The organism is Adonisia turfae CCMR0081, from assembly GCF_011009555.1.
GTDB classification, from domain to species: Bacteria; Cyanobacteriota; Cyanobacteriia; order Phormidesmidales; family Phormidesmidaceae; genus Leptothoe; species Leptothoe turfae.
This window is the reverse complement of record NZ_QXHD01000004.1, coordinates 560611-573215: the sequence shown is the minus strand read 5'-3', so window position 1 is coordinate 573215 and position 12605 is coordinate 560611. Positions and strand designations below refer to the sequence as shown.

General features: G+C 48.5%; 16 protein-coding genes. 13 read left to right on the top strand and 3 right to left on the bottom strand.

The features are described 5' to 3' along the window. The first annotated feature begins 27 nt into the window (after window positions 1-27). The 13 genes from DXZ20_RS06725 to DXZ20_RS06665 all read left to right on the top strand — a co-directional run bounded on the left by DXZ20_RS06725 (window position 28) and on the right by DXZ20_RS06665 (window position 10424). Entirely contained in the window at window positions 28-819 is a 792-nt protein-coding gene (locus tag DXZ20_RS06725) for a HesA/MoeB/ThiF family protein (RefSeq protein WP_163697188.1), read from the top strand. 17 nt (window positions 820-836) lie between these two features. After that, entirely contained in the window at window positions 837-1055 is a 219-nt protein-coding gene (locus DXZ20_RS06720; RefSeq protein WP_163659261.1) for a hypothetical protein, read from the top strand. 28 nt (window positions 1056-1083) lie between these two features. Continuing rightward, on the top strand, window positions 1084-1449 hold the full coding sequence (locus DXZ20_RS06715; RefSeq protein WP_006514496.1) for a HesB/IscA family protein: 366 nt from the start codon (window positions 1084-1086) through the stop codon (window positions 1447-1449). A gap of 85 nt (window positions 1450-1534) precedes the next feature. Next, window positions 1535-1834, top strand: a complete 300-nt coding sequence (locus DXZ20_RS06710; RefSeq protein ID WP_006514497.1) for a 2Fe-2S iron-sulfur cluster-binding protein — start codon at window positions 1535-1537, stop codon at window positions 1832-1834. Between the two features lie 47 nt (window positions 1835-1881). Beyond that, complete coding sequence (locus tag DXZ20_RS06705) at window positions 1882-2133, top strand: ferrous iron transport protein A (protein ID WP_163697186.1); 252 nt, start codon at window positions 1882-1884, stop codon at window positions 2131-2133. A gap of 66 nt (window positions 2134-2199) precedes the next feature. After that, on the top strand, window positions 2200-2730 hold the full coding sequence (locus tag DXZ20_RS06700; protein WP_006514499.1) for a flavodoxin: 531 nt from the start codon (window positions 2200-2202) through the stop codon (window positions 2728-2730). 23 nt (window positions 2731-2753) lie between these two features. Beyond that, window positions 2754-3425 carry a class I SAM-dependent methyltransferase gene (locus DXZ20_RS06695; RefSeq protein ID WP_250564636.1) on the top strand — a complete coding sequence of 224 codons (672 nt, stop codon included), beginning with the start codon at window positions 2754-2756 and terminating at the stop codon, window positions 3423-3425. A gap of 106 nt (window positions 3426-3531) precedes the next feature. Further along, entirely contained in the window at window positions 3532-4536 is a 1005-nt protein-coding gene (cysK, locus tag DXZ20_RS06690; protein ID WP_163659263.1) for a cysteine synthase A, read from the top strand. Window positions 4537-4548: 12 nt separating this feature from the next. Next, the gene (locus DXZ20_RS06685; RefSeq protein ID WP_163659264.1) at window positions 4549-4818 is read left to right on the top strand and encodes a hypothetical protein; all 270 of its coding nucleotides are present in this window, start codon (window positions 4549-4551) and stop codon (window positions 4816-4818) included. Window positions 4819-5015: 197 nt separating this feature from the next. Continuing rightward, a complete protein-coding gene (gene modA / locus DXZ20_RS06680) occupies window positions 5016-5816 on the top strand; it encodes a molybdate ABC transporter substrate-binding protein (RefSeq protein ID WP_163697184.1) in 801 nt (266 codons plus the stop codon). 7 nt (window positions 5817-5823) lie between these two features. Continuing rightward, window positions 5824-7713 carry a molybdate ABC transporter permease subunit gene (gene modB, locus DXZ20_RS06675; protein ID WP_163697182.1) on the top strand — a complete coding sequence of 630 codons (1890 nt, stop codon included), beginning with the start codon at window positions 5824-5826 and terminating at the stop codon, window positions 7711-7713. 311 nt (window positions 7714-8024) lie between these two features. After that, a complete protein-coding gene (locus DXZ20_RS38450) occupies window positions 8025-8945 on the top strand; it encodes a helix-turn-helix domain-containing protein (protein ID WP_163697180.1) in 921 nt (306 codons plus the stop codon). Window positions 8946-9044: 99 nt separating this feature from the next. Further along, the gene (locus tag DXZ20_RS06665; RefSeq protein WP_163697178.1) at window positions 9045-10424 is read left to right on the top strand and encodes an MATE family efflux transporter; all 1380 of its coding nucleotides are present in this window, start codon (window positions 9045-9047) and stop codon (window positions 10422-10424) included. Window positions 10425-10591: 167 nt separating this feature from the next. On the opposite strand, the gene DXZ20_RS06660 is transcribed toward DXZ20_RS06665, so the two are convergent. From DXZ20_RS06660 to DXZ20_RS06650, 3 genes are all read right to left on the bottom strand, one after another. After that, window positions 10592-10810, bottom strand: coding sequence for a DUF2949 domain-containing protein (locus tag DXZ20_RS06660; RefSeq protein WP_163663170.1), 219 nt, complete (start codon window positions 10808-10810; stop codon window positions 10592-10594). Continuing rightward, a complete protein-coding gene (locus tag DXZ20_RS06655) occupies window positions 10807-11127 on the bottom strand; it encodes a DUF1830 domain-containing protein (RefSeq protein ID WP_163663168.1) in 321 nt (106 codons plus the stop codon). Before DXZ20_RS06655 ends, DXZ20_RS06660 begins: the two co-directional genes overlap by 4 nt. Before the next feature lie 531 nt (window positions 11128-11658). Further along, window positions 11659-12528: an alpha/beta fold hydrolase gene (locus DXZ20_RS06650; protein WP_163697176.1), complete on the bottom strand. Its 870-nt coding sequence runs from the start codon at window positions 12526-12528 to the stop codon at window positions 11659-11661. Window positions 12529-12605: the final 77 nt, after the last annotated feature.

The window sequence follows — 12605 nt, the reverse complement described above, 5'->3', positions numbered from 1 at the left end:
GTCCACTGCCCACCGCCCACTGCCACCATGCTCCTCTCCCTCTCCCCTACCGAACTCGAACGCTACCGCCGCCAAATGATGTTGCCTGGGCTGGGTGAAGCTGGACAACGCCAGCTAAAAAACACTACGGCCCTGGTTACGGGGGTGGGTGGCTTGGGGGGAACAGCCGCTCTCTATCTGGCCGTAGCCGGAGTTGGTAAGCTGATCTTGGTACGCGGTGGCAACCTGCAACGGGACGATCTCAATCGACAAATTCTCATGACCGATGATTGGGTAGGTAAGCCTCGTGTCTTTAAAGCCCAGGAAACATTGCACAATCTCAACCCTGACATCGAGATTGAGGCTGTGTGCGAATACGTTAGTGACAACAACATTGGCGTACTCGTCCAGCAAGCCGATATCGCCCTAGACTGCGCTTTTGATTTTAAAGAACGAGACTTGCTCAATAGTGCCTGTGTGCGATGGCAAAAGCCCATGGTGGAAGCTGCCATGAACAGCATGGAAGCCTATCTCACCACCATCGTGCCGGGACACACACCCTGTCTTACCTGTCTCTTCCCTGAAAAGCCAGACTGGGATCGCTGGGGGTTTGGAGTATTGGGCGCGGTGTCAGGGACCCTTGCTTGTCTGGCCGCACTGGAGGCAATTAAACTGATCACTGGCTTGGGCGAACCTTTGCTAGGGCAATTGCTAACTATGGATTTGGCCCGTGCCGAATTTGCTAAACGTCGCTCTTATCACGATCCCAACTGCCCTACCTGTGGCCAGATGACGCAGGTAGCTGATTCACTTACGGCTACTCCCATTTCATCCTGTTGAACTTGTTATCTTGAACCATGCCCTGGACTGCTCTCATCTTTTTGGGCCTTACTTTCATCTTCTGGCAGCTCCTAAAGTTTGTCTCTGACGAAGCTATTCGGTTTATCGCTAGTCTTGTTGCTGTAGCTTGTCTCGTAGTCGGTTTAGCCATTGCCCCGATTCTCTTAAAAAGTTTAATTCTTCTAGTTTTGCTGCTGACGCCCCCCATGGGTGCTCAAAATCGTAATTTCAGCTAGACCTGTCCACTCACTTTTACTCACCACCATGACTGTTACCCTTACCGAACTCGCCGAACTTCGTCTTCGTACGTTTGTTCGTGGCACTCCTGACTATACCCCCACGCGAGGTGTTCGTCTGGCGGTGAAAGACGGCGGCTGTAATGGCTACGAATACGCTATTAAAATAGCTGATGCTCCAAATCCTGATGATGAGATTACAGAATCAGGCAGCCTCAAAGTTTTTGTTGATCCGAAAAGTGCTCCCCTATTAGATGGGGTGGTGGTGGACTACATTGACAGTTTATTGGAAAGCGGCTTTAAGTTCACCAACCCCAATGCTACTGATACCTGTGGCTGCGGTAAGTCCTTCCAAGCGGCAGACTGTGGCCCCGCTGGTACTCCCTGTTCCTAGAAAAGCAGAGAAGGACAATTGATTTTTCTCGCATCTACCTCTCATCTGATCCAATTCTCACCCTCACTTATTAAGGAGACTTGTTATGACAACGTATCAGGTTCACCTCATCAACAAAAAGCGCAAAATTGATATTACAATTCCTGTCGATGACGATACATATATTCTAGATGCAGCAGAGGAGAACGATATTGAGCTACCGTTTTCCTGCAAGTCCGGAGCTTGTTCTAGCTGTGTCGGAAAAATTGTCGAAGGCGAAATTGATCAAGAAGACCAGTCGTTTTTAGAGGATGAACAAATCGATAAAGGCTTTGTTTTACTTTGTGTTGCTTATCCCCGTTCGGACTGCACGATTAAAACCCACATGGAGGCGTATTTAGTTTAGTAACGGTTAGCTGACGATTAACTTATTTAGGAGACTAGAGATTGGCCATGTTTACTAGGTTTACTGTATCTGGGGCTTCTCTTAAGGCATTAAAAGTTGGTGAACGTGGCGTTATTTCCCGGATTAGGGGCATTAACCCAGCCGTTGCCGACCAGCTCAGAAAATCAGGATTGTCTCCGGGCACCTCCTTAAGTTTAGAGCAGCGCTCTCCCCGATTTGTGGTTCGCACTCGCCAGGGTACAGTACCGCTGACCCAGGCTATGATTCAGTCGGTTTATGTACGGACCAAAGTCTCCTAAGAGGTCTGATACCTGACTTTGGTCTAGTTTATTCTAAATACTTTGCAAATTTTAGGAGTTGAAACCATGACAAAGATTGGCATCTTTTATGGTAGTACCTCGGGTACCACCGAAGAAATTGCAGAAAAACTTCAGGAAGAAATTGGCGAAGATATCTGCGATTTGTACAATATGGAAGAAGACTTTGATGATGTGGATGACCTGCTGAAATATGATTACCTGCTGCTCGGCTGCTCTACATGGGGGGCTGGAGAAGTGCAAAACGATTGGCGTGAACCCCTGTTTGATATGGAAGTCGACAAGCCCAACTTCTCTGGAAAAACTATTGCGCTCTTTGGCCCAGGTGATTGTGAAGGCCACAGTAAGCACTTTGTAGGTGCCCTAGGAATTCTCTATGATCAGTTTAAGGCCTTGGGAGCAAAGCTGGTGGGGGCTGTTTCTACTGAAGGCTACTCATTTGAGAAGTCCACTGCCATTCGAGACGGTCAGTTTGTTGGCTTGCCCCTCGATGAAATCAATGAGAGCGATAAAACAGAACAACGAATTGCCGATTGGCTAGAATTATTAAAAGCTGACTTTCCAGTCTTGGCTGCTTAACTGATGCTCCCGTGGGCACACCTATGATCATGTCTGACTTTTTGAATCGATGGCCCATAAACCCTGGGCCATCAGCCACCACTAATTCAACCCAGTTTCACCGTAGATGGGCCGATTATTATCAGGCTGTTGCCGGTCGCCCTCCCCGTGAAACATTGTTAACGGCCCTTGAACGTTTCTCGGCTGAGCCGTTGGCTAATGCGCGTAGGACTGCGGTGGATTTAGGCTGTGGTGACGGGCGTGACACGGTGGAACTGCTGCGACAGAATTGGCGAGTGATTGCCATTGACGGAGAATCTGAAGCGATTATTCGACTACGGCGGCGTTCGGATATTAATCGAACGTATTTAGAAACTCGCGTACAGCAATTTGAAGAGCTAACGCTACCACCGGACGTGGATTTGATCAACGCTAGCTTTTGTTTACCCATGTGTAAACCAGACTGTTTCCCAACGCTTTGGGAAGAAATTGTCATGGCATTAAGACCAGGCGGTCGATTTTGCGGACATTTGTTTGGCGATCGCGACTCTTGGACCATCTATGGCGATATAAATTTTCACACGCGCTCCCAGATTGAAGAATTGCTAAGTTATTTCAATGTGGAGCTTTTAGATGAAGAGGAACATCCTGGCAAAACCGCACTGGGCGAGGAAAAGCACTGGCATTTGTACAATATTGTTGCCCGCAAACGATAGGGTTTTCTGAAAAAAGTTAGAGGTGTACAGTTGTTTCACCAACACTGATGTAGCCTATAAGAGACTATTATCAAGGGATTGTCCCAACGAATAGGAGACCCCCCTTATGAAGGTTGCTAAAGATGTAACCCAGCTGATTGGCCAAACCCCCCTGGTACAGCTGAATCGAATTCCTCAAGCCGAGGGCTGTGTTGCCAAGATTTTACTGAAGCTAGAGGGCATGAATCCGGCAGCATCGGTTAAAGACCGCATTGGTGCCAATATGATCCATGCGGCTGAGGTATCAGGTGCGATCGCACCTGATCGGACTGTTCTAGTAGAGCCCACCTCCGGCAACACTGGCATTGCCCTGGCCATGGTGGCTGCGGCCAAGGGCTATCGCCTCATCCTAACAATGCCAGATACCATGAGCCTGGAGCGTCGGGCCATGCTCAACGCCTATGGGGCAGAGCTGGTGTTAACGCCGGGTAGTCAGGGTATGAACGGTGCGATCGCAAAGGCCCAGGAGATTACGGCTCAGCTGCCCAATGCCTTTATGCCCCAGCAGTTTGAAAATCCAGCCAACCCACAAGTCCATCGCGAAACCACAGCGGAAGAAATCTGGAATGATACCGATGGCCAGGTGGATATGGTGGTGGCCGGTGTTGGTACCGGCGGCACAATTACCGGTGTTGCCCAGGCACTAAAACTTAAAAAAGAGAGTTTTCGAGCCATTGCCGTAGAACCGACTAACAGTCCTGTACTATCGGGTGGCAGTGCCGGTCCCCACAAAATTCAAGGCATTGGTGCTGGGTTTATCCCCCCGGTGCTGCGGGTCGATTTAATCGACGAGACTGTCACCGTCACCGATGCAGCCGCTATTGACTTTAGCCGCCGTCTTGCTCGAGAAGAAGGGCTACTGTCTGGAATTTCTGCCGGTGCAGCCCTGGCTGCAGCTGTTCAAGTCGGACAGCGTCCTGAAAATAAAGACAAGCTCATTGTCATCATTCAACCCAGCTTTGGCGAACGGTATCTAAGTACTGTTTTATTTAAAGAGCTCGCTCCGGCCTACCCGGCCCTGATACCTGACAGTCTGTCAGCCGCGTACCAAGCCCCTACTCCTGTTGCCTAAACCAGAGAACCTATGAACACTCCACCCAATCCACCCGAGCCGCGTCAGGCAATGTACTTGGGATTAATTGACCGACTGCTCACCTGCCCTAACGGAGAAGAACCCGAGATTCTTAATGCTGACCCTGACCTGTTAGATGCCGGATTTGTACAGGCTCTAATGCAGACTGCCAGCTATTTTGCCCACCAAGACAATCCTGAGGCCGCTAAGTTTCTCGTTTTTATTGCCCGTGAGTTGGCTCACCAGCTAGGTCTCTATCCACAGACCCAACCCCAGGCGTAAGAGACTTTGAACTCGGGGCGTTGAGTTTTGGTAAACAGTTTCAATTGTGACATGGCTGCTCTCAGGATGATTTTAGTGATGGGAAACCGTTAAACAGCGGCGGCCCTTGACCGATTCATCCCCTAAATCGACAATTACTCAATTGTTAATAATGACCGTAGTCCACGTTCTTGTTCCCATCACCCAGCGCCCTCACCATGCAACGCCGTAAATGTCTCACCCTCTTTCTCACGGGTCTAGTCTCTGGGTCAGTTGCCGTGGGCTGTAGTCGTGAAGATCAAACCGTCGGCTCTGGTAGCACCATAACCCTTACGGTCTCTGCTGCGGCCAGTTTACAAGATGCCCTAGAGAAGATTATAGCCCCATTTACTGAAGCCCATCCCGATATCGCCATAGACTACAATTTTGCCTCCTCAGGAGCACTTCAGCGCCAAATAGAACAGGGAGCTCCGGCTGATATCTTTTTTGCCGCCGCCTCTCAACAAATGGATGCGCTTTCAGATAAAGGGCTAATTTTGCCTGATTCTCGTCAAGACTTGGTAACCAATCGTTTAGCCTTAGTGACTGCCATTGACTCAGCCCTAGACATTACCGATATCGCTGAGCTTAAGACCACGGATATAAACAGCATTGCCGTCGGAGAATTTCGCAGTGTGCCAGCGGGTCAATATGCGCAGCAGGCATTTCAACAGCTAGAGCTGTTAGACACATTGCAATCTAAGTTTGTCTTTAGCAACAATGTCCGCAGTGTTTTAGCAGCTGTGGAAAGCGGCAATGTTGAACTAGGAATTGTGTACGCCACCGATGCTGCGCTATCCCGCCAGGTTAAAGTATTAACCACGGTACCCGAAGAATTTCATCTGCCGATTGTGTATCCAATTGCCATTGTCAGCAATAGCACTCAGCCTGCCGCCGCCCAACGGTTTATTGACTTTTTAACAACCGAGACCGCTCAGACAATGTTTACAGAGTTTGGCTTTAACGCAATTCGTTTATAACAATCCCATGCTGGATCTCTCTCCCCTTTGGATATCGTTGCGCATTGCGACGATTGCCACTGCTGTCACATTTTTTGTGGGCATTGCTGCGGCCAACTTTATGCACCACTATCGCGGTCGCGGTCGCGCCTTGCTAGACAGCATTTTACTAGCGCCCATGGTGCTACCGCCCACTGTGCTCGGTTTTTTACTACTCATATTGCTGAGCAAAAGGGGTCCACTGGGGATGCTGTTGACCAATGCTGGCATTAGCGTTGTTTTTACCTGGTATGCGGCGATTATAACAGCAACGGTGGTGGCGCTACCCCTGATGTATAAAACGACGTTGGGGGCCTTCGAGCAAATTGATAGTAATCTACAACAGGCGGCTCGCACCCTGGGTGCTTCGGAGCTAACTGTGTTTTGGCGCATCACTCTACCCCTGGCACTGCCGGGGCTGATTGCCGGGGCCACCCTCGCCTTTGCCCGCGCGCTCGGAGAATTTGGGGCCACACTGATGCTGGCGGGCAACATTCCAGGGCGAACCCAAACCCTACCCATGGCCATCTATTTTGCGGTTGAGGGGGGAGACTTTTATGAAGCGGCGATTTGGACCGGAGTGATTTTGATCGTGGCATTAGGGGCGTTGGTGTTAGTCAATCAATGGCAGCCAGGGCTAAGTAAAAAAGGAAAAAAGAGAGAAGAGAGTGTAAAGCTCAAAAGTAACGAAGTAGATGATACAGGGAAGACAACAGATCGGACCTCTCCCAGTCCGCTGATGTATCCATCTACCTATTCATCTGCCGATGCACCAACGCTTTCTGTCAACCTCACAAAACACTTGCCAAACTTTACTCTCAATGTTTCGTTCACAACGGACGATCAGCCGTTAGGGCTATTGGGACCATCGGGGGCGGGCAAAAGTTTGATTTTGCGCTGTCTTGCAGGTATTGAGACCCCTGATGCCGGTCGAATTGTGTTAAACGGTCGGGTATTGTTTGATTCAGAAAACGGCATTAATGTACCTATTTGCGATCGCAAAATCGGTATTCTATTCCAAAACTATGCCCTGTTTCCCCACCTGACCATTGGGCAAAATGTGGCCTTTGGTCTACATCGCAAGCTGCCACCGGATCAAATTCAAACAGTTGTTGCCCAGCAGCTAGCAGCCGTTCATCTAGGGACATTGGCAAACCGCTATCCCCATGAACTATCGGGTGGACAACAGCAGCGAGTGGCCCTAGCCCGTGCCCTGGCCAGTCAACCTGAAGTCCTCCTGCTGGATGAACCCTTTTCTGCCCTCGACACCCATCTACGTGACCAGATTGAACATCAGCTCATCGACCGACTACAGAGCTATCGCGGCATTACCCTACTGGTGACCCATAATTTAGAAGAAGCCTATCGCATGTGTCATCGGCTGCTGGTATTAAATGGAGGAAATGCCATTGCCCATGGCCCCAAACATCTCATTTTTGAGCAGCCGCGCACCGTTGGTGTCGCTCAGCTCACAGGCTGCAAAAACTTCTCACCCGCCATTGCCCACGGCACACATCATGTTGAAGCCCGTCACTGGCAGTGTATTCTCGAAACCGTTGAACCGCTGTCTGCAAATCTCACCCAAATTGGTATCCGCGCTCACCAAATCGATTTTCTTGCCCAGGGATTTGGCAGAGAACCTGTAGACAGCCCCACACCCCATGCCAACACGTTCCCCTGCTGGCTGGCTGCCACCAGTGAAACTCCCCATCGGATGACCCTATACTTAAAACTCCATCATCCTTCAACAGGGAAGCAAGATTATCATTTACAGGCTGAAGTATTTAAAGAAAAATGGGCGGTGCTTAAAGATCAGCCCATGCCCTGGACAGTTCATTTAGACCCTCTGCGGTTGATTCTCTTGGAAGGGGAAAATTGAGATTAGCAAAGCGGGTTATTGTAAGCTCAAGCGTACTATATGGATAATAGGTAAGGACTTGTTGAAAATTAAGCTCATCGTTTGATTATGGCTAGTTTTCCTAAGATGTCGATTACCTTAGAGATATTGGCGTGGTATGGGTTACGGCAAAGTTAGGGGAAAGGTTAAACTCTTCAAACCATAAAATTGTTTCTTAACAACTCCTAACCTGAAGACCTGTTAACGTGAGACTACCTCTTTAAGTCTAGGTATTAGACGCTAAATCGCTGTATCCTGTAGGGCATCATGAATCTTGTAACCCGCTAGATCCTGTGACTGACCGCCGAACGCTAGCCATTGACTTTACTCAAGAGACATCTGTACTTGATGTCTACCCTGATAAACCCCTGCTTTCTAGCAAAGACTTATCTTGGCAAGGAATTCATCTTGGCTACTATTGTCAACCACCTCACGAGACGCCAGAGTATCGGCCAAAGCAGTGTTTGATCAGCATCCATCTCGGTCAGCCACTGACCCTACAGCAGACCTGGAAAAACGGACTCGCTACTAACGAATTTCAAACCTATGGTAGCGTTAGCATCTATCCAACAACTCACTCACTCAAAGAGACTTGGAACGCAGATGCAGAATATGTTGAGATTTACCTCACCCCTACACTATTTTCGCAAATTGCCCATGAATCGCTTGATGCAGATCGTTTAGAAATTCTGCCTCAACCTAATATCCGAGATCCGCTAATTCAACAGCTTGGTCTCTCGCTCAAGACGGAACTAGAAAGTAGGCACGTTGATACATCAGCAATAGAAGCTAACAAGACTCGCCTGTTAGCTGAGTCCATATCCTCAGTACTGGCCATTCACTTGATCAAGACATACTCATCACAACTGCCAGTGATCCGAGACTATTCAGATGGGTTGCCCAAACACAAGCTGCAGCTCGCGGTCGACTATATTTATACAAACCTAGCGACAGATCTCTCTCTCGGCGAGCTGTCTCAAATGGTTGGTATGAGCATGCACCATTTCTCTAGACTGTTTAAGCAGTCCTTGGGGTGCTCCCCTTATCAGTACGTTTTAAGGTGTCGCGTTGAGTGGGCCAAGCGGCTGTTACTCCAAAGGAAGCTAAGCATCGCAGACGTTGCACTGACAGTTGGGTTCTCCAGCCAGAGTCACTTGACACAGCACTTTAGACGTCACGTTGGCACTACACCGAAGCGGTTTCTCAAGCAATAGCAAGAACCTGATAAAAAGCGCGAAGAGCTGATATACCCGTCTTTTTAAGGTTCGTATCTTAAAGACACACCATACTTAGATACAAACTTTAGAGACATCGTGGCTATTATTTTATCTTCTTCGGTTCGAACTGAAGTGCGATCGCTATTCAAGCTGGCCATTCCCCTCGTGAGTGCCCAAATGGCCCAGGCTGCGACTGGCTTCGTCGATACTGTTATGATGGGCCATTTGGGATGGAAAGTTTTAGCAGCGGGCGGCCTTGCCTCTTTCACCTTCCAAGTGGTTCTCAACACACTCAGCGGCGTGGTCATGGGGGTAAGCCCGCTAGTGGCTGAAGCCTATGGTGCAGGTTGCAAAGCTCGCATAGAGCAGGTAACGAGACAGGGGCTTTGGTTGACAGTAGGCGTATCGGTTTTAGCGATGTGGGCACTCTCCCAGGCCAACACCCTTATGCTATGGCTAAGGCAAACACCAGAGACAGTCACCTTAGCGAGTAGCTACCTCGACTTTATTTTGTGGGGTCTGTTTCCTGCCGTTGGTTTTGCGATGCTCAGAGGCGTAGTATCCGGACTGTCCCAAGCTCGCATGATTATGGTGATCGTGATCGGCGGGACACTCTTCAACATTATGGCCAACTATGTTCTAGGCTTTGGTAAGTTCGGCTTTCCACGAATGGAGCTCGCAGGATTAGCCCTAGCGAGTGCGCTCTCCTGGTGGGGCATGTTCGCTGCGCTGATCATCTATTTACTCAAGCATCCAGAGCTAAGAGCCTACCGTTTATTTCAAAAATGGTATCGCCTGAGAATAGATCTGTTGAAAGTGCTGCTCGTGGTTGGGGCACCCATTGGTGTCTCTATTTTCTTTGAGTATGGTCTAGTTCTAGCAATAACTTACCTGATGGGAATTCTAGGTACGGATGTTTTAGCCGCCCATCAGATTGCGCTGCAGACGGGGCTGATGGTTTTCATGATTCCGTTGGGTATGTCATTTGCCACAACTGCCCGAGTCGGTCAGTGGTTTGGTCGCCGCGATCTAAAGGGAACCGAGCGAGCAGAGCGCACTAGCATTGGCATTATCTTTGTCACAGCAGTCTTAGTGGCCAGTGCCTTAATAATCTTTCGCGAACCGATCATCGGACTCTACATAGACGTTAGCGAGCCTGAGAACAGAGAAGTTCTACAACTAGCGGTGCCGATGCTCATCGTAGTGGCCATTGGTCACATCTTTGACGCCGTGCAAAAGACCACATTAGGTGCGCTCTATGGTCTTCAAGATACTCATATTCCAGCAATAGTCGGTATCGCTGCGTTTTTATGCGTCGGCTTACTGAGCGGCTATATGTTGGGCTTTATTGTCGGCTTTGGTGGTGTGGGGCTATGGAGCGGCTATTACTTGGGTAGTATCACGGCTGCTGCGATCTATATCTGGCGCTTTAAGCGATTAGTTACTAAAAAAGCTAGTAAGACGACTGTTGCTTAAGAAAACAACATTAAAGAGCCAAGCACCCAATGGCAAAAATTTAGCAGCGATTGCATCCACCCATCGACTCATCCACAAGTGTACGTCGACTAGCCACCAGCCATCTGCATTAGATGCATGAGTACACCTAATGCAGGACGACCCGCAATATCACCCAGAAAACGTTCCTAAAACTGGGCCCTATTACCAGCGCCATAGGTAGAGGCCAGCAGATCAAAGGTTTGATCAAGCTGCTCCAGGCTAATCAACCCATACTGCCATAGGACTATGGGAAAGAGACTGGTATCTTGATCGCTTTGTTGTAACGCTGATGCGATAGATTTCTCTGGAACAGCAAGCTCTTCCCGTAAAAATTTGAGCAACCGGGTATTCGGAAATATCTTCATCGGTTGTGGTCCCCTTGATATGCTAGACGGTGACAAGGAATCTTGTCAGACAAAATTGAGCTAATCGGAGAGCCCGTATGAATTTCTAAGTGATCATTTCGATCGGCTTCAAAGATAAGCCTGGTCTGAGGCATGACCATTCGTTCGAGAAAATTACTAGAGACATTTGCCACCCGAACAATCTGAAATTGTGTGGTGCTGTTGATGTAACAACATTGAATCTGTTCGCTTGCCTGAGAGTAGTTTAATGGTGGTTTTCCTTGGCAGGACGATTGGGCAATGGTTGGATTAAATCGCTTTTTTTGAATTACTTTCATAATGTTCTCTCAGTTGCTGGTCCAGTCTTGCGAGCAAGAAAACATAGGTCAGCGGTTTTCTGCGTTAAGAAGACATGGAACAAGCAATTTCAGTGAGGTGGTTTTTGCACGCTGACTAGGGGAAGGATATGGTAGAACCGTTGACTACCAATGGGTTAACCCTAAGTCAAAATGTATGGATTGGGTGTTGATGGATTTTGACAACTAACTTTGCAATAACTGAAAAACAATAATCTGATCGATTGATCGAACAAAATGTTTCTACTTTTGCTGCGATCACAAAACGTCTCACACCATTTGGGGATAGTACTCTAACAATCCACACCTGTCGAGTGACAGGTGTAACTATTGAGCCTGGTACCTCACTTTAAACAACATGACCTTTGTTTAAAGTAATAGTCACTACTTTAACAACAAAAATATTGCTTAACATGAGCAATATTTGTAAACTTTTGTAAAGATATTGTTTGTATAGTCCGACGGTAATCCCCCGTATCCCAGATCCAAAAATAAAATGCGACAGTATGACCTTTACCACAGAAATTTTAGTAGGGCTGAGGTGAATTCTTCGGGAGCATCCTGCTGTATCCAATGGGATGCATTTTCGATCGGTTTAAAGACGGCACCTGGAATCTCTGTTGCTAACTGCTGACCATCCTCTGCTTTTTGCCAGGGGTCATCCATTCCCCAAAGAAGCATGGTCGGTGCGGCAATGTTTTCGTGACGATCAACAAGGGCCATCGTCTGATTAGCATTCAAGGCTGAGGCATTGCGCAGCAGACTAAGTTTTCCCTCTGGGCTAGCCCAAGGGGCAATGATGCCTTCTCTAAAGTCAGCGGTTAATCGGTCAGGGTGAGAAAGGCCCATGGCCAGACTTTCTTCTAGCGCAGCGATTAAGTCGTCAATGGGGCGTGGTTTCCATCGCAGCGGATGACCAAAATCGAGCATGTCGTCATCAAAACGGTCATAGCAGACGGAGTTGCTAATCACCAGTTGGTTGACTACCTGGGGATGTTCGATCGCCAGAATTAGCGCAACGGCTCCCCCCGTATCGTGACCAACGACATGGACTTGAGACAGTGCCAGTATTTTTAATAATTCAAGGATCATTCTGGCCTGATCTTGAAATGAGCGGTCAAAGCGATCGCGTCTATCTGACCACCCATGGCCTAAAAAATCGGGAGCGATCACTCGATAGCCAGCCTCGACCAAAGGTGGAATCACCTCATGGTAAAGATAGCCCCACGTGGGAATCCCATGCATCAACAGAATGGTGCCGGTTTGATCGGTGCCCACATCCACATAGCGAATCTTTACTGGAATGTGAGCTGCGGTGTTGGTAGGCAATTCGACTTCTTTCTGAGTATTCTTGTAGTCTTGCCAGGTAGTCCAAAATGTCATGGGAATAACCGTCAACCTCCTCCATTATATTGGGGCGACCGTATGTTAAAGGGCATCGAAGGTCAGTAGTCAGTAGG

What these genes read in the sequence shown, in the direction of transcription:
- DXZ20_RS06725 (WP_163697188.1), top strand. Translation starts at nt 28, where the DNA reads ATGCTCCTCTCCCTCTCCCCTACCGAACTCGAACGCTACCGCCGCCAA.
- DXZ20_RS06720 (WP_163659261.1), top strand. Translation starts at nt 837, where the DNA reads ATGCCCTGGACTGCTCTCATCTTTTTGGGCCTTACTTTCATCTTCTGG.
- DXZ20_RS06715 (WP_006514496.1), top strand. Translation starts at nt 1,084, where the DNA reads ATGACTGTTACCCTTACCGAACTCGCCGAACTTCGTCTTCGTACGTTT.
- DXZ20_RS06710 (WP_006514497.1), top strand. Translation starts at nt 1,535, where the DNA reads ATGACAACGTATCAGGTTCACCTCATCAACAAAAAGCGCAAAATTGAT.
- DXZ20_RS06705 (WP_163697186.1), top strand. Translation starts at nt 1,882, where the DNA reads ATGTTTACTAGGTTTACTGTATCTGGGGCTTCTCTTAAGGCATTAAAA.
- DXZ20_RS06700 (WP_006514499.1), top strand. Translation starts at nt 2,200, where the DNA reads ATGACAAAGATTGGCATCTTTTATGGTAGTACCTCGGGTACCACCGAA.
- DXZ20_RS06695 (WP_250564636.1), top strand. Translation starts at nt 2,754, where the DNA reads ATGATCATGTCTGACTTTTTGAATCGATGGCCCATAAACCCTGGGCCA.
- cysK (WP_163659263.1), top strand. Translation starts at nt 3,532, where the DNA reads ATGAAGGTTGCTAAAGATGTAACCCAGCTGATTGGCCAAACCCCCCTG.
- DXZ20_RS06685 (WP_163659264.1), top strand. Translation starts at nt 4,549, where the DNA reads ATGAACACTCCACCCAATCCACCCGAGCCGCGTCAGGCAATGTACTTG.
- modA (WP_163697184.1), top strand. Translation starts at nt 5,016, where the DNA reads ATGCAACGCCGTAAATGTCTCACCCTCTTTCTCACGGGTCTAGTCTCT.
- modB (WP_163697182.1), top strand. Translation starts at nt 5,824, where the DNA reads ATGCTGGATCTCTCTCCCCTTTGGATATCGTTGCGCATTGCGACGATT.
- DXZ20_RS06660 (WP_163663170.1), bottom strand. Translation starts at nt 10,810, where the DNA reads ATGAAGATATTTCCGAATACCCGGTTGCTCAAATTTTTACGGGAAGAG.
- DXZ20_RS06655 (WP_163663168.1), bottom strand. Translation starts at nt 11,127, where the DNA reads ATGAAAGTAATTCAAAAAAAGCGATTTAATCCAACCATTGCCCAATCG.
- DXZ20_RS06650 (WP_163697176.1), bottom strand. Translation starts at nt 12,528, where the DNA reads ATGACATTTTGGACTACCTGGCAAGACTACAAGAATACTCAGAAAGAA.